Source organism: Streptococcus nidrosiense (assembly GCF_042140045.1).
Classification (GTDB): Bacteria; Bacillota; Bacilli; order Lactobacillales; family Streptococcaceae; genus Streptococcus; species Streptococcus nidrosiense.
On the sequence record NZ_CP152419.1, the window covers coordinates 1,692,698 to 1,712,972 of the forward strand.

Genomic DNA, 20,275 nt, shown 5'->3' on the forward strand with positions numbered 1-20,275 from the left:
TTTTCTTCATTATAAAGCAGAATGACGCTTTTATCAACTGATACCTTACAAAAGAAAAGAACCAGTTCAAACTAATCTTAGCCAATCACACTTCCGTTTGGTACAGCTGGATCAACTGTTAGAAGGGTTAATTTGCCATCATGTTCAGCTGAGAGAATCATCCCTTGGCTGACATATTTTTTCATCATCTTACGTGGTTTGAGGTTGGCAACGATTTGGACTTTCTTGCCGACCAATTCTTGTTCATTTGGATAGTATTTTGCAATTCCTGAGAGGATTTGACGATCTTCACCATCACCAGCATCCAAGCGGAATTGAAGCAACTTATCTGAACCTTCTACTTTAGACACTTCTTTGACTTCTGCGACACGGATTTCGACCTTGTCAAAGTCTTCAAACTTGATTTCTTCCTTGTTTAGTTTAAGTTCAACTTCGTCTGGGTTCCACTCTTTTTCGACTGCTGGTTTGTTGCCTTCCATTTGTTCCTTGATATAGGCGATTTCTTCTTCCATATCGAGACGTGGGAAGATTGGTGTTCCTTTGGCAACTACTGTTACACCTGCAGGGAAATCAGCCAAGCTCAAGTTCTCAAGGCTAGAAACTTCTGCTAGACCAAGTTGTGTCAAGACTGCACGACTAGTTTCCATCATAAATGGCTCAATCAAGTGAGCTACGACACGAAGGCTAGCTGCCAAGTGGCTCATCACACTTGCCAGTTGGTCACGGTGCGCTTCGTCCTTAGCCAGTACCCATGGAGCTGTCTCATCAATGTATTTGTTAGTACGTGAGATAAGAGTCCAGACTGCTTCAAGTGCACGTGGATAGTCAACTGCTTCCATGTGTGTATGGTAGTCAGAGATAGATTGTTCTGCAACATCAGCAAGAGCAGTGTCAAATTCTGTCACACCTTCTACATAGGCAGGGATTTGTCCATCAAAGTACTTGTTGATCATAGAAACCGTACGGTTGAGGAGGTTTCCAAGGTCATTTGCTAATTCATAGTTGATACGACCTACATAGTCTTCTGGAGTAAAGGTTCCGTCTGAACCAACAGGAAGGCTACGCATGAGGTAGTAGCGAAGCGGATCTAGACCATAGCGTTCTACCAACATTTCAGGGTAAACGACATTCCCTTTAGACTTAGACATCTTGCCGTCTTTCATGACAAACCAACCATGAGCAATCAAACGTTCAGGCAATTTGATATCCAACATCATAAGAAGGATTGGCCAGTAGATGGAGTGGAAACGAAGGATGTCTTTTCCGACCATTTGGAAGACTGTTCCGTTCCAGAACTTGTCAAAGTTAGCGTGTTCGTCTTGATCGTAGCCAAGAGCAGTCGCATAGTTAAGAAGGGCATCCATCCAAACATAGACAACGTGTTTTGGATTTGATGGGACTTGTACACCCCAGGTAAAGGTTGTACGAGAAACCGCCAAATCCTCTAAACCTGGTTCGATGAAGTTGCGCAGCATTTCATTCAGACGACCATCTGGAGTGATAAAGTCAGGATGTGATTTGAAAAATTCGACCAAACGATCTTGGTATTTGCTGAGGCGAAGGAAGTATGATTCTTCAGATACCCATTCAACCTCGTGACCTGATGGAGCAATACCACCCGTTACATTTCCAGCTTCGTCACGGAAAACTTCCGCAAGTTGGCTTTCTGTAAAGAATTCCTCATCGGATACTGAGTACCAGCCAGAGTATTCACCTAGGTAGATGTCATCTTGAGCAAGCAAGCGTTCAAAAACTTGTGCTACCACTTTTTCATGGTAGTCATCTGTGGTACGGATAAATTTATCATATGAGATATCCAGTAATTGCCAGAGTTCTTTAACACCAACTGCCATTCCGTCAACATAGGCTTGAGGCGTGATGCCAGCTTCTTCAGCTTTTTGTTGAATCTTTTGGCCATGCTCATCAAGACCAGTCAGATAAAAGACATCGTAGCCCATAAGGCGTTTGTAGCGAGCTAGGACATCACAAGCGATGGTAGTGTAGGCAGAACCGATATGAAGTTTACCAGATGGATAGTAAATCGGTGTTGTAATATAAAAATTCTTTTCAGACATAATATTTCCTTTCCAGGCAAATGAAACCTGTTTTTCTAACACTTCATTATATCATATTTCGATGATTTTCGATAAGGAAATCCATACAAAAACAAGACAGACTGATGTCCATCTTGTTTTTCCTGTTGATTATCTTATTCATAGCGAAGAGCTTCAATAGGATCGAGTTTAGAAGCTTTATTGGCTGGTAGAACACCAAATATCATACCGATGCCAGCTGAGACCGCTAAGCTAAAGAGAGCGATTGGGATGGATACGCCAACTTCGATTCCTGCAATCAAGTTTTGAAGAAGAACACCTGCAAGCATGGTCACTCCTGCAGCAAGCAGAAGACCGATGACCCCACCTAATAAGGTTAAAATCATGGATTCAATCAAGAACTGAACCAGAATATTAGCTCGTGTTGCTCCTAGTGCTTTACGTAGACCAATCTCACGGGTACGCTCTGTCACCGAAACAAGCATAATGTTCATAACACCAGTACCACCGACAAAAAGGGAAATCCCCGCAATAGCACTAATAATGGTAGTTATAAAACCAAAGAGTTGTTGAACTTCTTGGAAGGCAGCAGACGCATCTGCAACTTGATATTCCCCTTGTTGAAGACCTGCAATCTCTGTCATTCTTCTTGCCAACTCTGGTCCTAAAGTCTGGGTTAAGCTAGTATCATTGACACGGAAGACAATATTTGAAATCTCATCTGTGTTAAAATTAGCTGCAAGAGAAATATTGGTCGTAATTGGTAGTCCTCCGACTCCAAATGTTTTCGCAGCCTTAGCCTCTTTACTTGCATAAACACCAATAACACGGTAACTGATTTCATTTACTTCAACAATTTGGTTGAGAGCTTCTTGTGCTGAACCAAAAAGGCTATTGGCTAGTTCTTCATCTAGGATAATCACACTTGCGAAATCCTTATAATCTTGCGCTCTAAGGCCACGACCTGCAATGATTTCATTTTCGACCGCATCCATATAGGTGACATTCCCACCCGTCATGTTAGCGTGTTCGACCTTTTTATCCTTATAAGTCAAGGTCACATTGGCTGAGTTGGTCACATAGTAGCTATCCACTCCCTTGAGCTTAGCAGCTTCCTTGACCCATGCTTCTTGAGGTTTTGGTGGTTCAACAAAATTTTCTTCTTGACCACCAGACAAGGTCAATGCAGATTGTCTTTGTGTAAAGGAACCGTCCTTACTCTTTGTAGGTGAGAAAAAGACATGGATATCTTTCTGGGACTTGGTCATATTTTTATTGACCTGACGAGACATAGAGTCGCCCAAGGCCATAATCACGACAACGGAGGATACACCGATGATAATCCCGATCATGGTCAAGAAGGATCGCATCTTGTGGGCCATAATGGATGAAAAGGCAAATTTCAGATTCTGCATCTTAGTTTTCCTCCTTTTCTACTAGGCCACTATCAGACGAAATGACACCATCACGGATGACGATTTGACGTTTCGCATAGGCAGCAATTTCAGGCTCATGCGTAACCATAATGATGGTTTTTCCTTCTTTGTTTAATTCAACCAAGAGTTGCATGATTTGATTTCCAGTTTTAGTATCTAAGGCTCCAGTAGGTTCATCTGCCAAGATAATCGAAGGATTATTGACCAATGCACGCGCAATGGCAACCCTTTGCTTCTGACCACCTGACAACTCCGAAGGTAAATGATGACTACGCTCTGTCAGTTCAACCTTTTCCAGATACTCTTCTGCTAATTTGCGACGTTTTGAAGCTGAAACTCCAGCATAAATCAAGGGTAATTCTACGTTTTGAAGAGCATTGAGCTTGGACAAGAGAAAGAATTGTTGAAAGACGAAGCCGATTTCCTGATTTCGAACCTTGGCTAATTGTTTTTCACCTAAACCAGCTACTTCTTTTCCATCTAGAAAATACTGACCACTTGTAGGTGTATCTAACATACCGATGGTATTCATGAGGGTGGACTTACCAGAACCTGATGGTCCCATGATTGCTACGAATTCTCCCTCATGAACTTCTAGGTTAATGTCTTTAAGGACTTGAAGCTCTTGATCACCATTTCGATAACTACGGCAGATATTTTTGAGGCTAATTAGTTGCTTCATCAGTCTTCACCTCTTTTCCTTCTTGCAAGGAAGCTGTCGGATTACTGATGACTTTTGCTCCATCTGTCAGACCAGATGTGATTTCTTGATTTTCTGCATCTGCATTGCCCAATCCAACTTCAACTTTTTTGGCCTTTTGATTTTCATCAAGGATCCAAACATAGTTTTTATCTTCTTCCATGACTACGCTGGTGATCGGAACAATCAATGCTTTGCTAGTGCTTTTCACTTCAACACTGACTGTAAAGCCCTGTTTCAAATCACCGATTTCGCTAGTTACATCGACTGTATATGGATATTTAGAACCTGTGTTTGAAGTAGCTAAGCTACTACTTGCTTCACTGTTATTTTTTGGATAATTTGAAATATAGCTAATCTTACCATTCCAAGTTTTATCTGGGTAAACCTTGGAAGTAAAAGTGACTTCTTGGCCAACAGATAGATTGGCAAGGTTGTACTCAGAAAGCTCTCCCTTGACCTGCAAGTTATCGTTACTTACGATATGAACCAAAACTTGACTATTTCCAGTTGGAGATTTTGAAACATTCCGATTCACTTCAACAACTGTTCCCTCTACCGTACTCAATACCGTAGTAGCATTCAACTGGGCTTGAGCTTTTTCGAGCTGCGCTTCTGCATCTGCACGCACATCACGTGCATCGCTGATTTGAGAATCAATAGCAGCTGTGGCAGAACCGGATGACTGAGCTGGTGCTTGTCCAGTTGCTCCTTCTAGACCTGCTTGCGGAAGGCTAGGTGTTGCTGCGGCGGTATTTCGAGACTCATTCAGTTCATTGATATGACGGTTAGCTTTAGCAACAGCACGACTGGCAGCATCATAGGCAGCCTGGGCTTCTGTGCTACTATACTTGACGAGAGCCTGTCCTTCGCTGACCTGATCACCAACAGAAACCAAGACCTCATCCAAGTCACCCTTGCTTGCATCATAATAGATGTATTGTTCATTCTGAGCAGTTACTGAACCTGATAAAAGAACTGAAGATGCCACAGAACCCTCTTTGGCAAGGACAATCTTAGCAGTTTCATCTTTTGCTGCAGCTTGATTTGGTTGTCTCAATAGAAGAATAGCTGCTGCTCCCACTACAAGTACTGACGCCACTCCAATAGCAGTAAATAAAGGCCATTTCTTAGCTTTTGACTTTCTTTTCATAGCAATACCCCTTTTATAAATATATATGTTAAGATTATAGCACATATCCTAAAAATGGACAATTTATTTCTCATTATCCAAAAACATTTGCTAAATCTTTTATTGTTGTATTAGTTATATAATACACTTTCTTTTTTATTTTTGCAAGCATTTTCTTAAAAATTTTAAACGTAGCAGATTTTTGCATTGACCTTCAAAAAAAGATAGAATATGACTAGAAAACAACAAAGGAGCTTTCTATGAGAGAATACGATATTATCGCCATTGGAGGAGGTAGCGGGGGTATTGCTACCATGAATCGTGCTGGTGAACATGGTGCTAAAGCGGCAGTGATTGAGGAAAAGAAATTAGGTGGAACCTGTGTCAATATTGGCTGCGTTCCTAAGAAAATTATGTGGTACGGTGCCCAAATCGCAGAGAGCATCCACAAATATGGATCTGACTATGGTTTTACAAGTACTGGTAATGAATTTGATTATGCAAGGCTTCGTAAAAATCGTGAAGCCTATATTGATCGTGCTCGCTCTTCTTATGGTGGAAGCTTTAAGCGTAACGGAGTTGATTTGATTGAAGGACGCGCCGAGTTCGTTGACGCTCATACAGTCAGTGTCAATGGTGAGTTGATCCGTGCTAAGCACATCGTTATTGCAACTGGGGCACATCCTCATATTCCTACCATTCCTGGTGCGGAACTAGGTGGTAGTTCTGATGATGTCTTTGCTTGGGAAGAGTTGCCTGAATCTGTAGCCATTCTTGGGGCAGGTTACATTGCTGTCGAATTAGCTGGCGTGCTCCATACCCTTGGTGTGCAGACTGATTTATTCGTCCGTCGCGAGCGTCCGCTCCGTGGATTTGATAGTTATATTGTTGAGAGTCTAGTTCAAGAAATGGAAAATACTGGATTAAACCTCCACACCCATAAGATTCCTGCTAAACTTGAAGAAACTGAACAAGGCATTACCATTCATTTCGAAGATGGTAGTACTCATACTGCCAGTCAAGTTATCTGGGCAACTGGCCGCCGTCCAAACGTTGAAGGACTCCAGCTAGAAAAGGCAGGCGTTACTCTCAATGAACGTGGTTTCATCCAAGTTGATGAATACCAAAACACCGTCGTTGACGGTATCTATGCTCTTGGAGATGTCACAGGCGAAAAAGAACTAACTCCTGTTGCTATCAAGGCTGGACGTACCCTATCCGAAAGACTTTTCAACGGTAAAACCAATGCCAAAATGGACTACACTACTATTCCAACTGTAGTCTTTTCACACCCAGCTATCGGAACTGTCGGTCTGACTGAGGAAGAAGCTATCAAAGAGTATGGACAAGAAAACATTAAAGTTTATACTTCAAAATTTGCTTCTATGTACTCCGCAGTCACAAGTCACCGTCAAGAAGCTCGCTTCAAGCTCGTTACAGCTGGTGCAGACGAAAAGGTAGTTGGCCTTCATGGCATCGGCTATGGCGTTGATGAAATGATTCAAGGATTTGCAGTTGCTATTAAGATGGGAGCTACAAAAGCTGACTTTGATGCTACAGTTGCTATCCATCCAACAGGATCAGAAGAATTTGTGACCATGCGTTAATAATTTTAAATGAGATCATCTCGGTCATTCAGATTGAAGAAAAAGTCTATTTTGGACCATTTTCTTCAATCTTTTTCTTTTACTAGAGCAAATTATAAAACACTTAAAAATAGCATCCCATCAGGATTCCTAATAATTTTCACTATATGGTAGCCAAGCTCTATAAGGCTAGTCTTTTTATTACGGATAAGATTTATCTGTGTTTTGAAAAATCTCTTGGCCTCCGGCTCTCTCTAAATCGGCCGTTACAAATTTGTAACCTTTGTTTTTGAAATAGGTTGACAATTATGTTTCTTAAAGTATAATAGTTACTATAAATTACAAAAGAGGTTAACTATTATGAAAAAAGCACACATTTACGCTATTCCTGCTATTGGGGCTGCTCTGATTGCAGTATTAGCCCAAATCAGTATCCCAATTGGACCTGTACCATTTACTCTGCAAAACTTTGCTATCGGACTCATCGCTACTGTTTTTCGACCTAGGGAAGCTGTCCTTTCTGTAGGACTTTACCTCTTACTAGGTGCCATTGGTCTTCCTGTCTTTGCTAGTGGAGGAGCTGGTTTCCACGTTTTAATTGGGCCAAGTGCTGGTTATCTATGGTTTGACCTTGTCTATGCTGGACTTGCTTCCTATCTGACTCATACGAATAGCAGTGTTGTACGTATTTTCCTAGCCAATCTCTTAGGGGATTCCCTTGTCTTTGTCGGTGGTATTCTCAGCCTCCACTTCCTTGCTGGTATGCCTATTGACAAGGCTCTCGCTGTCGGTGTGCTTCCCTTTATCATTCCTGATCTTGCAAAAATCCTTGCCATTAGTTTTATCGGACGACCACTCCTTCAACGTCTTAGTAATCAACCCTACTTTTCACATAAATAAAGAAAGAAAGGAGGTCGGGAATTTTCTCCCAACCTCCTTTCGTCTGTTTTTTTATGATTGCTTATTGATTCTTAAAGGCATCGACCATCACTTGAAACTCCTCGTTTGAGAGGGTGATTCCTTTCCCCATCTTAGTGTGGTCTGGACTCCAAGCACGAATGTCAAACTTTGCTGGTGCTCCATTAAAGCTGACACGATTGATTTCCTTGGTCCAACCTTTTTCATTCTCTGAGAGCGTAAGTAAGTGTTCTTCGATTTCAAATGTAAATTCTGCCATTGTATTCTCCTTTTAATTGTCTTCACTTGATTATTCGTAAAATCTTGTAGATTTTTTTAAAATTGTATATAATAATGGTAAAAAGAAGGGAGGCTCCGATGAAAGATTTATTTAAACATATTCAACAAAAATTCCAAGGATTTCTCAACGGACGAGAAGAACCAGATCATTCCAAAGCTGACTCCCTGACAAGTGCCATTAAAGAGGCACTCCTGAAAAAAACTGCTGTCCACATTATTTTTTCAGATACAAGTTTTACAGGGGATATCATCAAATTTGATACGGACCGCCAGCAAATTATCGTTAAAAATTTTGCAAAAAATGTGACCCGCATTATTCGAGTCCCAGATATTCAAAAAATAAGTTTTGTTCCCTCAACTGTCCAAACTGCCCAAAAAAATCGATTTAAGAAAGAGTGAGATGAGTTTTCTTCATCTCACTCTTTTCTATTAACGGATTTGTTCAAAATGAAGGTGAACAGCAATATGTTCTCCGTAACCACTTCTCTCTAAATCCCGCTGTAAACGGTAAGAAATATAGTGTTCAGCGATGGTGATGTAACCTGCACCAAGCAAGCGATGCTCAACCATTGATTGAATCATGCTGATTGTCGCACGCTCCACTTTTGCATCTTCTAGATCCAAGACAACTTTCTTAGTTACCTGAGCTAGGTTTTGACGTAAATCATCGGTCAAAACATAAACCGTTTGAGCAGCTTTGAGAATGGCTTGATAGATTTTATCTGGATCAAAGTCGGCAACTTGTCCATCACGTTTAATGACTTGCATAGGCTTCTCCTTTTAATTTGTATTTTCTTTAATGTCCGCTAACATTTTAGCTTCTTCTGCTGTTAATTCGTAATGTTCCAACAAATCTGGTCTACGCTCATAAGTTTTTTTGAGACTTTCATAGAGACGCCATTGGCGAATCTTCTCATGATGCCCACTCATAAGCACTTCTGGAACCACCATGCCACGATAATCGTAAGGACGTGTGTACTGAGGATATTCAAGAAGGCCTGATGAAAAGCTATCATCTTGATGACTGGTTTCCTTCCCAATCACTTCAGGTATCAAGCGAGCCGTCGCATCAATCATGGTCATTGCTGCCAGTTCTCCACCAGTTAGAACATAATCACCAAGAGAAATCTCATCTGTTACCAAGGTCTTAATGCGTTCATCATAGCCCTCGTAGTGACCACAGATAAAGATGAGTTCCTCTTCTTGTGCTAAATCTTCAGCATAAGCCTGGTCAAACTGCTTACCAGCAGGATCCAAAAGGATCACGCGCGGATTTTTCTTTTGAATAGCATCAAAGGCATCAAAGATTGGTTGCGCTCGCAGGAGCATGCCTTGACCACCACCGTAGGGTTCGTCATCAACATGACGAGCCTTTTCAGCATATTCACGAAAATTATGATACTGGATATCTAAAAGCCCCTTTTCACGGGCCTTTCCAACGATGGAATGTTCTAGCGGTGAGAACATCTCTGGAAAGAGGGTTAAAATATCAATCTTCATCGTCTAACCCTTCTAAGAGTTCTACATCCACACGCTTATTGGGAATGTCCACATTAAGCACAACCGGCGGGATGTATGGTAAAAGAAGGTCACGTTTGCCTTTGCGTTTGACTACCCAGACATCATTGGCACCTGGTTGAAGGATTTCCTTAATAATTCCAATCAAATTGTCGCCCTCGTAAACCTCTAGGCCGATAATTTCGTGATAGTAAAATTCACCCTCATCTAGGTCATTAAGGTTTTCTTCCGCAACCTTCAAACTGTAGCCCTTGTATTTTTCAATATCATTGATGTGATACATATCCTTAAATTTGATGATATCAAAGTTTTTATGTTTACGGTGACTTGCGATAGTCACTGTTTTAACAAATTGATCCTTCTCATCAAATAAGGCCAGTTCGGCACCTTTTTTAAAGCGTTCTTCCGAAAAATCCGTCACTGATAAGACTCTCATCTCACCTTGCAAGCCTTGGGTATTGACGATTTTTCCAACGTTAAAATAGTTCATTTGATCTCCTGTAATTTCCTTATCTCCATTTTCTTCTTACAATTTTTTAATAATATCTACAATTTTATCTGATTCAGACCACTGTAAATAATGGTGATTCCCTCCTAAAATGAGTTTAGTACTGGAAGTCCAATATTCTGATTCTCTGTACTCTTTTTCTCTATAAGTCTGACAAAAAATAAATACAGGGATACGATCTGCTATTGACATATCCTCAAAATCTTCCTTGGTGATCTCAACAGATACCTGAAACTCTGGATCTTGATTTTCCAACTCTGAGCCTTTTTCTTGCATTATTTCCCAGATTTCTTTGTTAGTTTCAGGGCTGAATGTGGCTTGAGTTAAGTTCTTAAAATAAAGTTCAGGACCGAATTCTTCAATCAGTCTCATCTGCTCTTCCATTTCTGGATAAGGATTTTCTGAAAAATCAGCAAACATTACTTTTTTAGTTGTTGGTTCAATCGCTACTAAGGCCTGACACTTAATTGGTTTGTTGAGTAATTTGCAAGCTACAATTCCACTCAAACTATGTGCACAAAGTATATATTCAGAAATCTCTAATTCTTCAAGTACTTCATAAACCGCATCTGCAAGATTATCTAGATTTTTTCCAGCTTGGTCATGAATCGGACTTCTACCTGTGTTTGGAAAATCAATTGTCAAATAACCAATTGTGGGAGGAAGTTTTTCAAGTATAAGTGAAAAATTTTCATAACTAGGTAGCAAACCTGCGCCACTTAAACAAACTAGCACTTTCTTTTGCTTTTGATAAGTAACAGAGAGACTACCAATTTCTGTAGATACTTCAAACCTCTTCATAAAGAAACCACTCATTCTATACAATGATTTATTATATACCCTTACCCTTTATTTTATCACGTTCCAGGGATTTTCACAAGTTGGAGAAAAGAGCAACTATGGATGGTTTCTTGCTAAAAAGCCTTCCAAATCTTGTTCATGCTGATACTTGATAGCTGCCTTCTTGTCTTTTTCAAAAATGGTCTTGGTTAGATCAATATCGTTGATGGCTGCAATTGCGACTGTATAGTGAATGATATCTGCCAACTCCTTTGCCAATTCCTCGTTTGAATCTTGGACACCCTCTTTTCTACCTGAACGTCCATTTAAAACTTCAGCGACTTCTCCAACTTCTTCCACTAGTTTGATAAAAAGTCCTTCTTCTGTTCTAGATTGTTGGTAATGATCAAGTAAGTATTCCTCTAGTTGTCTAACTGTTAAATCTCTCATTCCTTCTCCTTGCAAAAAAAGCGAGACATTCGTCCCGCCCTTCTTATTTTTCGTCAATAACGATTCTTACTTTTTTGTCTTCAGTTGGGACAGAGTAGACAATCGTTCTTATCGCTGAGATAGTGCGACCCTTACGACCGATTACACGACCCACATCGCTCTGGTCAAGATCCAAATGATACTCCAAAAATTCTGGTGTATCTTCAATCTTGATAGTTAAGGCATCTGGTTGTGAAATCAAGGGTTTCACAATTGCAATAATGAGATTTTCAATCGTATCCATCTGTCAACCTACTTTAGAATTATTTAGAGAATTTAGAATCGTGGAATTTTTTCAATACGCCTTCTTTTGAAAGGATGTTGCGTACTGTATCTGAAGGTTGAGCTCCATCAGCCAACCATGCAAGAACGCGGTCTTCTTTCAAAGTTACTTGGTTTTCAGCAACAAGTGGGTTGTAAGTTCCAACTGTTTCGATGAAACGTCCGTCACGTGGTGAACGTGAATCTGCTACGTTAATACGGTAGAAAGGTTTTTTCTTAGAACCCATACGAGTCAAACGGATTTTTACTGCCATTTTTGATATCTCTTTTCTTTTATTTTTTTAGTTCGGTGAAATAGCTGAGCTATTTAGCACATGTTCTATTATAGCAGATTTCTGAGAGGTGTCAAGAAAAAAACTTGACAGACTTTAAAATTTTTAAATTTTTTATAAATTTGTTAGACTAATAGGGATAAATTAGAAAGAGAAACTTTATGAATACTAGTCTAGAGAACATTTACAAAGACCACCAAGTCAAACCTTATATCTCTCCTGATCGTGATATAGAGACTTGGCTACTAAATCCCAAGCCTGTTCCCAAGCGAAATATGGAATTATTAGAAGACAATCTCCTGGCAGGAGATATTATCCTCCTCTGGCGAATTCAGTTTGGTACCTTTACTACAGAAACTTGGTTTCCTAAATACTTTGAGTACACTTATGGCATTGATGCCCCAAAACATTTAGAAACGCTTGTTGAAAAAGGCTATGCTCTTGTTGAAACTGCTTTTGATTCGCTGGATCATCTAAATAGCACCATGAAAAAGAATATCCTTAAAAATAAGGGGGTTACTGGACTTTCTAAAATGAAGGCTGCCGACTTGAATCAAGCCCTTCATGAACATTTTTCAGAAGAGGAATTAGCAAGTCTCTTTTCGATTCGTGGCTATAAACTAACTCCAAAAGGAGAACAAGCTCTCAAGGACCATCAAGCAATCATTGACCGCCATCCTAAAAAGAATCTTTAATCAACCAAGACTGGTTGATTTTTTTATAAATCAATCAAAACACTTATAAATCATTACACTTATTGACAATCACTTATAAAAGAGGTATATTAGTATTAAAAGGGGGCTTTCCTATGTACCAAGAACAACGATTAGAAGAAATCATAAAACTTTTAGAAGAGAGAGGAAGTCTATCAGCAAAAGAAATGGTTGACCATTTCCATGTTTCTAAAGATACCATCCGTAGAGATTTTGCTATTCTCGCAAAGGAGAAACGAGCAAAAAGAACTCATGGAGGTTTATTGCCAATTCAAAAGCAAAGGATTCTTGGTTATAAAGGTCGAGCAGAACAGTCTTCCAAAGAAAAAGAGAAAATTGCTCATTTAGCTACCCAACTCATTTCTGATTCACAATTAATTTTCTATGATGTTTCAACAACTGTACTTGAGTTAGCAAAAATAACTGATAAAAAGGTTACTATTTTCAGCCATTCATTGGATAATGCACTGGTCTTAGGAGAAAATGAAAATGTCGATTTTCACATTATCGGTGGACGATTTCATAAAAAGAATCGTTTCTATTACTCATTAGAAGAATCCGAATCTTTGAATAGAATTAAATTTGACTTAGCATTTTTTGGTGCAGCTAGTCTTTCAGACGGACAAGTTAGCTTTGAGGATCAAGAAGATGTTCTAATGAAAAAAAGAGCATTTAAAACCAGTAAAATTCGCGTCTTGTTAGCTGAAACCAGCAAGATAAACAAACACTCTCATTATATTCTTTCCGAACTTACTGATTTTGATTATTGGATTACAGACAAAGAACCCGACCTGGAAATTCAACAGTCTTTAGATGGTAAAACAACTATTCTATTTTAAAAAGGAGAAACATATGTCAGTAATAAAGTTAATCATGAGTGATATCGATGGTACTATTTTGGATAAAAATCACCAATTAGATTCTCATTTGATAGAACTGATGCCACTTTTGAAACAAAGTGACATCCCTTTTGTCTAGCTTCTGCTCGCTCTCCTCTTGGTATAGCTCCAATTTCGGAAGAACTGGGGATTACAAGTTTTCCAATTGCAAGTTATAATGGTGCTCTCATTAGTACAGGAGATAAAATTCTGAGTCAGCATTCTATTAATAAAAAGGAATTACTCTTACTACATGATTTTTTAACAAAAGAATTTCCGACAGTTTCAATTAATGTTTATTCTGGAAAATATTGGTACGTAAATACTTTAGATAAATGGGTAGAAATTGAAGCACAGATTACTGGAGAGAGCCCCAAAGTTACTTCACTAGCAGATTTTCTTCAGGAAGAAAAGAATCTTATTCATAAACTTTTACTAATAGATAACGCAGCTACTATCCAGAAACTTAAAGAGACATTAGCAACCATGGATTTCCCTCAAACTGACTTTTACCTCTCGAAGGATAACTATCTTGAAGTCACACATAATCAAGTCTCAAAAAAACAAGCTCTGTTAGAATTAGCCAACTATTATCAACTATCACTTACTGAAATTATGAGTATTGGAGATAATTATAACGATATTCCAATGATTGAGACCGCTGGACTTGGTGTTGCAATGGGAAACGCTCCTACAGATGTTAAAGTCTGTGCAAATAAAGTAACAGATTCTAATGATCAAAATGGTGTAAGCAAGGCTATAAAATTGTATGTACTATCGGAATGATCACAATTGAATATTTGAAATCCACTTTCAATTAGGGTACAATGGTAGAAATGATTTTTGAAAGGATTACCATGAAAAAAATAGCAACACTTCTATTAATCTCAACTTTTGCCCTTGCTGGATGTAGCAGTATCCAACGTAGTCTCCGAGGGGATGACTATGTAGATTCTAGCTTGGCTGCTGAAGAAAGTTCCAAAGCAGCTGCCCAATCTGCCAAGGATCTCAAAGACGCCTTGACAAATGAGAATGCTAACTTCCCACAACTCTCTAAGGAAGTTGCTGAAGACGAAGCTGAAGTCATTCTCCGCACCAGTCAAGGAGATATCCGCATCAAACTCTTTCCAAAGCTAGCTCCACTTGCGGTTGAAAATTTCCTAACTCACGCAAAAGAAGGCTACTACAATGGCGTTACCTTCCACCGAGTGATTGATGGCTTCATGGTCCAGACTGGTGATCCAAAAGGGGATGGTACTGGTGGTGAATCCATCTGGCATGATAAGGATAAGACTAAAGACCAGGGAACTGGTTTCAAGAGCGAAATCTCTCCTTACCTCTATAACATTCGTGGTTCTCTCTCTATGGCCAATACTGGTCAACCAAATTCAAACGGTAGCCAGTTCTTCATCAACCAAAATACGACGGATATTTCTGCCAAACTCCCTACGAATAGCTATCCAAAGAAAATTATCGAAGCCTACAAAGAAGGTGGAAATCCTAGTCTAGACGGTAAGCACCCTGTCTTTGGTCAAGTCATCGACGGTATGGATGTTGTTGACAAGATTGCCAAGGCTGAAAAAGACGAAAAAGACAAACCAACTACTGCTATCACTATTGACAGCATTGAAATTGTTAAGGACTACGATTTCAGCAAAAAATAGGATGACCCTAAAATAAGGAGATGTGAAAATGATTTTATTCTGGGGTTCGAAAGGTTACCAAAAGGTCTTAGGACATACTCAAACCACTATCGAGTGTGGTCACTGTAACAATACCGACACTTGGGAAATTTCAGAAACTGGACGTAAGTTTACCCTTTACTGGATTCCACTCTTTCCTTACGGAAAAACTTATTTCGTTTCTTGCCCGATTTGTCACTACGGGAAAGAAATCCAAAAATCTGATATTGAGACCTATTTGAATTACTAGCCAAAAAGCCAAGTCACCCAGACTTGGCTTTTTCCTATTCTAGTTTTGCGGGATTCTCTTTTTATGTCAACTCATTGAAATCCCAGATTTGGTCCATCCAGCCTTCGTAAAAGTCTGGTTCGTGACAAACCATAAGGATAGAACCCTTATATTCTTTCAGAGCACGTTTGAGTTCGTCCTTGGCATCCACATCCAAGTGGTTGGTAGGTTCGTCAAGAACAAGGACATTATTCTCGCGGTTCATCAAGAGACAGAAACGAACCTTGGCTTGTTCCCCACCTGACAATACTTGGATTTGGCTCTCGATATGTTTAGTCGTCAAACCACAACGAGCAAGGGCTGCACGAACTTCGGCTTGATTGAGTGCCGGAAAGGCATTCCAGACAGCTTCTAGTGGTGTTTGACGATTGCCACCTTCCACTTCTTGTTCAAAGTAGCCAAGTTCTAGATAGTCACCACGCTCAACTTCCCCAGCAATAGGTGGAATAATTCCCAAAAGACTCTTCAAGAGGGTTGTTTTCCCGATACCGTTGGCACCGATGATAGCAACCTTTTGATTGCGCTCAAAGGTAAGATTTAATGGTTTAGTAAGGGGACGATCGTAGCCAATCTGCAAGTCCTTGGCTTGGAAGATAAAGCGTCCAGGTGTACGAGCTGATTTAAATTCAAAGGATGGCTTTGGCTTCTCACTTTGGAGTTCGATGATATCCATCTTATCCAATTTCTTCTGGCGAGACATGGCCATGTTTCGTGTTGCAACACGCGCCTTGTTTCGAGCCACAAAATCCTTGAGATCAGCAATTTCTTTCTGTTGACGCTCATAGGCTGCTTCCAACTGTGATTTCTTCATGGCATAGACTTCTTGGAACTGGTAGTAATCGCCTGAATAACGAGTCAACTGCTGATTTTCTACATGATAGACGATATTGATAACGTCGTTGAGGAAAGGAATATCGTGAGAAATAAGAACAAAGGCATTCTCATAGTTCTGGAGATAGCGTTTGAGCCAGTCGATATGCTCAGCATCCAAGTAGTTAGTTGGCTCGTCCAGAAGCAAGATATCTGGCTTTTCAAGCAGGAGTTTTGCCAAAAGTACCTTGGTTCTTTGCCCACCTGACAAGGCTGTTACGTCTGTATCCATCCCAAAGTCCATGACACCAAGGGCACGCGCCACTTCATCGATCTTCGCATCCAAGGTATAGAAATCACGACTTTCCAAACGGTCCTGAAGTTCTCCAACTTCTTCCATCAATGCATCAATATCAGCGCCCTCTTCTGCCATTTCCATGTAGAGATCATTGATACGCGCTTCGGCTTTGAATAATTCGTCAAAAGCTGTACGAAGAACGTCACGAACAGTTTGGCCTTCTTTAAGCACAGCATGCTGATCTAGGTAGCCAGCTGTCACATATTTAGACCATTCCACCTTACCTTCATCAGGTAACATTTTACCAGTTACGATGCTCATAAAGGTTGATTTTCCTTCACCATTGGCACCAACTAAGCCGATATGTTCACCTTTAAGGAGGCGGAAAGATACATCTTCAAAAATCGCACGGTCACCAAAACCGTGACTCAAATTTTTAACTTCTAAGATACTCATTTTAATTCCTTATCTTGTTTTTATGTAGTAGTTTATAGAGGAGCCAAGCCAGGTAGCCACCCAAGGTATTGGTCCACAAATCATCAATCTCAAAGACCCGGTTAAAGTCGAAGAAAAAATCTAAAACTAGTTGCGTGCATTCAATTCCCAAGCTCAATAAAAAGCTAAACAAAATCACTTTCTTAGTATTTCTTAGACTAGGAATGAGAAAGAGAAGTTGGAAAATCAGCGGGAAAAGTAAAAGGATATTTAAGGCGTTTTGCAAAAAAATCCAAAATAACTGAAAAAGACTTGTCACTTCACCCAGTTTCCAAAGGGAGTTAAAAGGCGTCAAAAGAAAAACCAGGCGTCCAAAAGTTTGAATACCTGGAGTTTCCACTCCTATCGGAAGTTTTGGCTGGGGAGTAAAACAAAAACAGACGATACAAAGACTGTATAAAAGCACTCCCAAGCTTAGTAATGTTTTTCGACTCATCTTATGGATTTACTTCAGCTACTGCTTTTTGGCGATCACGCTTCATGGTATTTGAACGCAATTGTCCACAAGCCGCATCGATATCTGTACCATGTTCCTGGCGAACGACACAGTTGACACCTTTTTTCTTGAGCGTATCATAGAAAGCCATGACACGTTCTTTAGGACTACGGCTATACTGGTCATGTTCACTAACTGGGTTGTAAGGAATCAAGTTGACATAAGACAATTTCTTGATATTCTTAAGCAATTCAGCTAACTCAAGCGCCTGCTCCACACCATCATTCACTTCATTGAGCATGATATATTCAAAAGTTACGCGACGGTTAGTTGTTTCAATGTAATACTCGATAGCTGCAAAGAGTTTTTCAATTGGAAAGGCACGGTTAATCTTCATGATGCTTGAACGAAGTTCATTGTTTGGTGCATGAAGAGAAACAGCAAGGTTAACCTGCACACCTTCATTAGCAAATTCACGGATTTTGTGAGCCAAACCAGAAGTTGATACGGTGATATGGCGAGCACCGATAGCCATTCCCTTATCGTCATTGATGGTACGGATAAAGTTCAAGACGTTATTGTAGTTATCAAAAGGTTCTCCAATCCCCATTACAACGATATGACTAACACGTTCATCTTGTCCACGTTCGTCAAAATATTTTTGGACTAACATAATCTGCGCAACGATTTCACCGTTATTGAGGTCACGTTGCTTCTTGATCAAGCCTGATGCACAGAAGGTACAACCGATATTGCATCCTACCTGAGTTGTTACACAGACTGACAAACCATAGTGCTGACGCATCAGCACTGTCTCAATCAACATCCCGTCTGGTAACTCAAAGAGATACTTGACAGTACCATCGGCTGACTCTTGAACGATACGTTGTTTCAAGGGATTGACTACAAACTGCTCGTTGAGCTTGGCAATCAAATCCTTAGACAAGTTGGTCATTTCTTCAAATGTCTGAACACGTTTACGGTAAAGCCACTCCCAGATTTGGTCGGCACGGAATTTCTTTTCTCCCTGCTCCAAGACCCATTCTTGCATGCCTTGACGTGTTAAACTATAAATAGACGGTTTCATGTTTTCTCCTTATTCTCTAATCTTTCTTACGGATGACGAAATGACGTTGCCCCTTGTCTTCTTTCTGAGATTTCTGTTCTTTTGAACGGCGTCTATTTCTCTTATCCGTATGATTTCTTTTCTTACTTTGGGCAGTTTTTTTCCCTTTGCGAGAATCCTTTTCTTCCTCTTTTTTGCGCATCTTTTGGTCAAACGGTGCTCGTTTAGGAACTTCATTTTCTAGAACAAAATAGGCACAACCATAGCTACAATACTCAAGTAGGTAATCTTGTAAACGACTGATTTTCTCAAGAGACTCTTCAGCTCGCTCATTCTTGTAGAAACCACGTAAGCGCAACTGCTCATTACTCCAGTCTCCAACAATATAATCGAACTTACTTAAAACTTCAGAAAAGCGTTGAGTAAATGCCGTTGCATCAAAAGCATCCTTGCTATTTTCAACCAAAGTAAAGGTAAACCCTTCAGCTTCGACTTTATCTCCAGATAGATGAAATTCAGGACCAGGGAATTTATTGTAATTATATAATTCGGGTGCAATCTCTTTACGCATAATATTCCTTTTTAACGTTTACTTAGTACTCTATTTTACCATATTTTCGCTACATTTTCACCTTTAGCATTAAAATGAAAAAAGTCTGACGATTTAAGAATCTTTATCTAAAAACTCGACTTTCCTAGACAAGAAAAAAACTGGGTCTTCCCAGTTTTGAGTGATTATAGGTAAAGTAATTTGAAAAGCGCTACTGCTGCAATACCAGCTGCAATCGGTGCAACTACTGGTACCCAAGCATACCACCATTTTGAATCACCCTTGTGTTGACCAAGGATTGATTTTGGAAGGAAGGCATGAAGGAGACGTGGTCCAAAGTCACGAGCTGGGTTCAAACCAGGTCCAGTAGGTCCGCCAAGTGAAGTAACCAAGGCCATTACTAGGAAACCAAGTGCCAAGTGACCAACAGCAAGGCCTGATGCTGTATGAGGCGCTACTTGAGCTTTAATTGCCAAATCAGAGAAGTCAACATTTTGACCTGCTTGAGTAGCCATTTGTTTCATGTATTGGAGAACTTCAGCACCAAAAAAGTTCTTTGTCATACCAAGTGCTGCAAAGAAGAGAACGAATGAACCAACAAACTCGTTGATAAAACCGTTAACTGTTGCTGCAAAGCGTGATTCTTTTGTTCCGTTGTCAATACTTGAAATAGTTGAGAAAGTTCCCAAGATATTGTTTGCTTTTTCAGTTTGCAAGTAGTAAGGACGGTGAGTTGCAACAACCAAGGCTTGTCCGAAGATTGCTCCCAAGACTTGTGCAACGATGTATGGTGCTACTTGTGCCCAAGGGAAAAGTCCGCTAACTGCTAGACCAAGAGTGAAGGCTGGGTTGATGTGGTTACCAGAAACATTACCAAACATCAAGGCAGGGATCATAACCCCCATACCGTAACCAACAGCGATAACGAGCCAGCCACTTTGGTGACCTTTCGTACCTTTAAGTTCAACGTTGGCAACTGCACCATTTCCCAAGATGATCAAGATGGCTGTTCCCAAAAATTCAGTGGCATATTTGACTGCCCATGCGAAATCCATTGATAGATTCTCCTTAATATTTTTTAGACAATCCCTATTCTATCAATTT

General features: G+C 40.0%; 24 protein-coding genes and 1 pseudogene. 8 read left to right on the top strand and 17 right to left on the bottom strand.

The genetic code is table 11. The features are described 5' to 3' along the window. Window positions 1-77: 77 nt before the first annotated feature. From metG to AAFQ93_RS08140, 4 genes are all read right to left on the bottom strand, one after another. Window positions 78-2,075 carry a methionine--tRNA ligase gene (gene metG / locus AAFQ93_RS08125; RefSeq protein WP_375555142.1) on the bottom strand — a complete coding sequence of 666 codons (1,998 nt, stop codon included), beginning with the start codon at window positions 2,073-2,075 and terminating at the stop codon, window positions 78-80. Between the two features lie 134 nt (window positions 2,076-2,209). Next, window positions 2,210-3,469 (bottom strand): ABC transporter permease, encoded by a 1,260-nt coding sequence (locus AAFQ93_RS08130; protein WP_375555143.1) that lies wholly within the window; start codon window positions 3,467-3,469, stop codon window positions 2,210-2,212. A 1-nt stretch (window position 3,470) separates the two neighbouring features. Beyond that, a complete protein-coding gene (locus AAFQ93_RS08135; RefSeq protein WP_375555144.1) occupies window positions 3,471-4,172 on the bottom strand; it encodes an ABC transporter ATP-binding protein in 702 nt (233 codons plus the stop codon). Further along, entirely contained in the window at window positions 4,156-5,343 is a 1,188-nt protein-coding gene (locus tag AAFQ93_RS08140) for an efflux RND transporter periplasmic adaptor subunit (RefSeq protein ID WP_375555145.1), read from the bottom strand. The genes AAFQ93_RS08135 and AAFQ93_RS08140 overlap by 17 nt, the downstream gene beginning before the upstream one ends. Before the next feature lie 239 nt (window positions 5,344-5,582). On the opposite strand from AAFQ93_RS08140, the gene gor reads away from it, so the two are divergent. After that, entirely contained in the window at window positions 5,583-6,929 is a 1,347-nt protein-coding gene (gene gor, locus AAFQ93_RS08145; protein WP_375555146.1) for a glutathione-disulfide reductase, read from the top strand. A 339-nt stretch (window positions 6,930-7,268) separates the two neighbouring features. Further along, window positions 7,269-7,808 carry a biotin transporter BioY gene (locus tag AAFQ93_RS08150; RefSeq protein WP_375555147.1) on the top strand — a complete coding sequence of 180 codons (540 nt, stop codon included), beginning with the start codon at window positions 7,269-7,271 and terminating at the stop codon, window positions 7,806-7,808. A 61-nt stretch (window positions 7,809-7,869) separates the two neighbouring features. On the opposite strand, the gene AAFQ93_RS08155 is transcribed toward AAFQ93_RS08150, so the two are convergent. After that, window positions 7,870-8,085 (bottom strand): YdbC family protein, encoded by a 216-nt coding sequence (locus AAFQ93_RS08155; protein WP_000807425.1) that lies wholly within the window; start codon window positions 8,083-8,085, stop codon window positions 7,870-7,872. Between the two features lie 98 nt (window positions 8,086-8,183). On the opposite strand from AAFQ93_RS08155, the gene AAFQ93_RS08160 reads away from it, so the two are divergent. Further along, window positions 8,184-8,504, top strand: coding sequence for a hypothetical protein (locus AAFQ93_RS08160; protein ID WP_375555148.1), 321 nt, complete (start codon window positions 8,184-8,186; stop codon window positions 8,502-8,504). Between the two features lie 30 nt (window positions 8,505-8,534). Here the strand turns inward: AAFQ93_RS08160 and AAFQ93_RS08165 are convergent, their stop codons facing one another. The 7 genes from AAFQ93_RS08165 to rpsP form a co-directional block, all read right to left on the bottom strand. Further along, entirely contained in the window at window positions 8,535-8,873 is a 339-nt protein-coding gene (locus AAFQ93_RS08165; RefSeq protein ID WP_375555149.1) for an ATP cone domain-containing protein, read from the bottom strand. Window positions 8,874-8,885: 12 nt separating this feature from the next. Further along, window positions 8,886-9,605, bottom strand: a complete 720-nt coding sequence (trmD, locus tag AAFQ93_RS08170; protein ID WP_375555150.1) for a tRNA (guanosine(37)-N1)-methyltransferase TrmD — start codon at window positions 9,603-9,605, stop codon at window positions 8,886-8,888. Further along, on the bottom strand, window positions 9,595-10,113 hold the full coding sequence (rimM, locus tag AAFQ93_RS08175) for a ribosome maturation factor RimM (RefSeq protein ID WP_375555151.1): 519 nt from the start codon (window positions 10,111-10,113) through the stop codon (window positions 9,595-9,597). The genes trmD and rimM overlap by 11 nt, the downstream gene beginning before the upstream one ends. Window positions 10,114-10,149: 36 nt before the next feature. Beyond that, the gene (locus AAFQ93_RS08180) at window positions 10,150-10,932 is read right to left on the bottom strand and encodes an alpha/beta fold hydrolase (RefSeq protein WP_375555152.1); all 783 of its coding nucleotides are present in this window, start codon (window positions 10,930-10,932) and stop codon (window positions 10,150-10,152) included. Window positions 10,933-11,028: 96 nt separating this feature from the next. Next, window positions 11,029-11,361, bottom strand: a complete 333-nt coding sequence (locus tag AAFQ93_RS08185) for a MazG nucleotide pyrophosphohydrolase domain-containing protein (protein WP_178894814.1) — start codon at window positions 11,359-11,361, stop codon at window positions 11,029-11,031. A gap of 43 nt (window positions 11,362-11,404) precedes the next feature. Further along, on the bottom strand, window positions 11,405-11,644 hold the full coding sequence (gene kphA / locus AAFQ93_RS08190; RefSeq protein WP_000379617.1) for an RNA-binding protein KphA: 240 nt from the start codon (window positions 11,642-11,644) through the stop codon (window positions 11,405-11,407). Window positions 11,645-11,663: 19 nt separating this feature from the next. Continuing rightward, window positions 11,664-11,936, bottom strand: a complete 273-nt coding sequence (gene rpsP / locus AAFQ93_RS08195; RefSeq protein WP_000268760.1) for a 30S ribosomal protein S16 — start codon at window positions 11,934-11,936, stop codon at window positions 11,664-11,666. A gap of 179 nt (window positions 11,937-12,115) precedes the next feature. Here rpsP and AAFQ93_RS08200 point away from each other — a divergent pair, with 179 nt between their 5' ends. The 5 genes and pseudogenes from AAFQ93_RS08200 to AAFQ93_RS08220 all read left to right on the top strand — a co-directional run bounded on the left by AAFQ93_RS08200 (window position 12,116) and on the right by AAFQ93_RS08220 (window position 15,477). Beyond that, window positions 12,116-12,649, top strand: a complete 534-nt coding sequence (locus AAFQ93_RS08200) for a hypothetical protein (protein WP_375555153.1) — start codon at window positions 12,116-12,118, stop codon at window positions 12,647-12,649. Window positions 12,650-12,762: 113 nt separating this feature from the next. Further along, the gene (locus tag AAFQ93_RS08205) at window positions 12,763-13,506 is read left to right on the top strand and encodes a DeoR/GlpR family DNA-binding transcription regulator (RefSeq protein WP_375555154.1); all 744 of its coding nucleotides are present in this window, start codon (window positions 12,763-12,765) and stop codon (window positions 13,504-13,506) included. Window positions 13,507-13,519: 13 nt separating this feature from the next. Further along, window positions 13,520-14,331: pseudogene (locus AAFQ93_RS08210) on the top strand (HAD family hydrolase). Between the two features lie 71 nt (window positions 14,332-14,402). Beyond that, a complete protein-coding gene (locus tag AAFQ93_RS08215; protein ID WP_375555780.1) occupies window positions 14,403-15,209 on the top strand; it encodes a peptidylprolyl isomerase in 807 nt (268 codons plus the stop codon). Window positions 15,210-15,237: 28 nt separating this feature from the next. Beyond that, entirely contained in the window at window positions 15,238-15,477 is a 240-nt protein-coding gene (locus tag AAFQ93_RS08220) for a zinc-ribbon domain-containing protein (RefSeq protein ID WP_080979303.1), read from the top strand. Window positions 15,478-15,538: 61 nt separating this feature from the next. Here AAFQ93_RS08220 and AAFQ93_RS08225 read toward each other — a convergent pair whose 3' ends face one another. The 5 genes from AAFQ93_RS08225 to gla form a co-directional block, all read right to left on the bottom strand. After that, on the bottom strand, window positions 15,539-17,080 hold the full coding sequence (locus tag AAFQ93_RS08225; RefSeq protein WP_375555155.1) for an ABC-F family ATP-binding cassette domain-containing protein: 1,542 nt from the start codon (window positions 17,078-17,080) through the stop codon (window positions 15,539-15,541). 1 nt (window position 17,081) lies between these two features. Further along, window positions 17,082-17,555, bottom strand: coding sequence for a VanZ family protein (locus AAFQ93_RS08230; RefSeq protein WP_373114425.1), 474 nt, complete (start codon window positions 17,553-17,555; stop codon window positions 17,082-17,084). Window position 17,556: 1 nt separating this feature from the next. Further along, window positions 17,557-18,642 (bottom strand): 23S rRNA (adenine(2503)-C(2))-methyltransferase RlmN, encoded by a 1,086-nt coding sequence (gene rlmN / locus AAFQ93_RS08235; protein WP_004253810.1) that lies wholly within the window; start codon window positions 18,640-18,642, stop codon window positions 17,557-17,559. A gap of 16 nt (window positions 18,643-18,658) precedes the next feature. Beyond that, window positions 18,659-19,192 (bottom strand): YutD family protein, encoded by a 534-nt coding sequence (locus AAFQ93_RS08240; RefSeq protein WP_375555156.1) that lies wholly within the window; start codon window positions 19,190-19,192, stop codon window positions 18,659-18,661. Between the two features lie 164 nt (window positions 19,193-19,356). Continuing rightward, window positions 19,357-20,226: an aquaglyceroporin Gla gene (gla, locus tag AAFQ93_RS08245; protein ID WP_371559256.1), complete on the bottom strand. Its 870-nt coding sequence runs from the start codon at window positions 20,224-20,226 to the stop codon at window positions 19,357-19,359. Between the last annotated feature and the right edge of the window lie 49 nt (window positions 20,227-20,275).

Bases quoted from the DNA above. Each gene is read 5' to 3' on its own strand.
- AAFQ93_RS08240 (WP_375555156.1), bottom strand. From the start codon at position 19,192: ATGCGTAAAGAGATTGCACCCGAATTATATAATTACAATAAATTCCCT.
- AAFQ93_RS08230 (WP_373114425.1), bottom strand. From the start codon at position 17,555: ATGAGTCGAAAAACATTACTAAGCTTGGGAGTGCTTTTATACAGTCTT.
- AAFQ93_RS08215 (WP_375555780.1), top strand. From the start codon at position 14,403: ATGAAAAAAATAGCAACACTTCTATTAATCTCAACTTTTGCCCTTGCT.
- AAFQ93_RS08150 (WP_375555147.1), top strand. From the start codon at position 7,269: ATGAAAAAAGCACACATTTACGCTATTCCTGCTATTGGGGCTGCTCTG.
- AAFQ93_RS08130 (WP_375555143.1), bottom strand. From the start codon at position 3,469: ATGCAGAATCTGAAATTTGCCTTTTCATCCATTATGGCCCACAAGATG.
- rimM (WP_375555151.1), bottom strand. From the start codon at position 10,113: ATGAACTATTTTAACGTTGGAAAAATCGTCAATACCCAAGGCTTGCAA.
- AAFQ93_RS08180 (WP_375555152.1), bottom strand. From the start codon at position 10,932: ATGAAGAGGTTTGAAGTATCTACAGAAATTGGTAGTCTCTCTGTTACT.
- metG (WP_375555142.1), bottom strand. From the start codon at position 2,075: ATGTCTGAAAAGAATTTTTATATTACAACACCGATTTACTATCCATCT.
- AAFQ93_RS08205 (WP_375555154.1), top strand. From the start codon at position 12,763: ATGTACCAAGAACAACGATTAGAAGAAATCATAAAACTTTTAGAAGAG.
- AAFQ93_RS08220 (WP_080979303.1), top strand. From the start codon at position 15,238: ATGATTTTATTCTGGGGTTCGAAAGGTTACCAAAAGGTCTTAGGACAT.
- trmD (WP_375555150.1), bottom strand. From the start codon at position 9,605: ATGAAGATTGATATTTTAACCCTCTTTCCAGAGATGTTCTCACCGCTA.
- rpsP (WP_000268760.1), bottom strand. From the start codon at position 11,936: ATGGCAGTAAAAATCCGTTTGACTCGTATGGGTTCTAAGAAAAAACCT.
- AAFQ93_RS08155 (WP_000807425.1), bottom strand. From the start codon at position 8,085: ATGGCAGAATTTACATTTGAAATCGAAGAACACTTACTTACGCTCTCA.
- gla (WP_371559256.1), bottom strand. From the start codon at position 20,226: ATGGATTTCGCATGGGCAGTCAAATATGCCACTGAATTTTTGGGAACA.
- AAFQ93_RS08160 (WP_375555148.1), top strand. From the start codon at position 8,184: ATGAAAGATTTATTTAAACATATTCAACAAAAATTCCAAGGATTTCTC.
- AAFQ93_RS08135 (WP_375555144.1), bottom strand. From the start codon at position 4,172: ATGAAGCAACTAATTAGCCTCAAAAATATCTGCCGTAGTTATCGAAAT.
- AAFQ93_RS08200 (WP_375555153.1), top strand. From the start codon at position 12,116: ATGAATACTAGTCTAGAGAACATTTACAAAGACCACCAAGTCAAACCT.
- gor (WP_375555146.1), top strand. From the start codon at position 5,583: ATGAGAGAATACGATATTATCGCCATTGGAGGAGGTAGCGGGGGTATT.
- AAFQ93_RS08140 (WP_375555145.1), bottom strand. From the start codon at position 5,343: ATGAAAAGAAAGTCAAAAGCTAAGAAATGGCCTTTATTTACTGCTATT.
- AAFQ93_RS08165 (WP_375555149.1), bottom strand. From the start codon at position 8,873: ATGCAAGTCATTAAACGTGATGGACAAGTTGCCGACTTTGATCCAGAT.
- kphA (WP_000379617.1), bottom strand. From the start codon at position 11,644: ATGGATACGATTGAAAATCTCATTATTGCAATTGTGAAACCCTTGATT.
- rlmN (WP_004253810.1), bottom strand. From the start codon at position 18,642: ATGAAACCGTCTATTTATAGTTTAACACGTCAAGGCATGCAAGAATGG.
- AAFQ93_RS08225 (WP_375555155.1), bottom strand. From the start codon at position 17,080: ATGAGTATCTTAGAAGTTAAAAATTTGAGTCACGGTTTTGGTGACCGT.
- AAFQ93_RS08185 (WP_178894814.1), bottom strand. From the start codon at position 11,361: ATGAGAGATTTAACAGTTAGACAACTAGAGGAATACTTACTTGATCAT.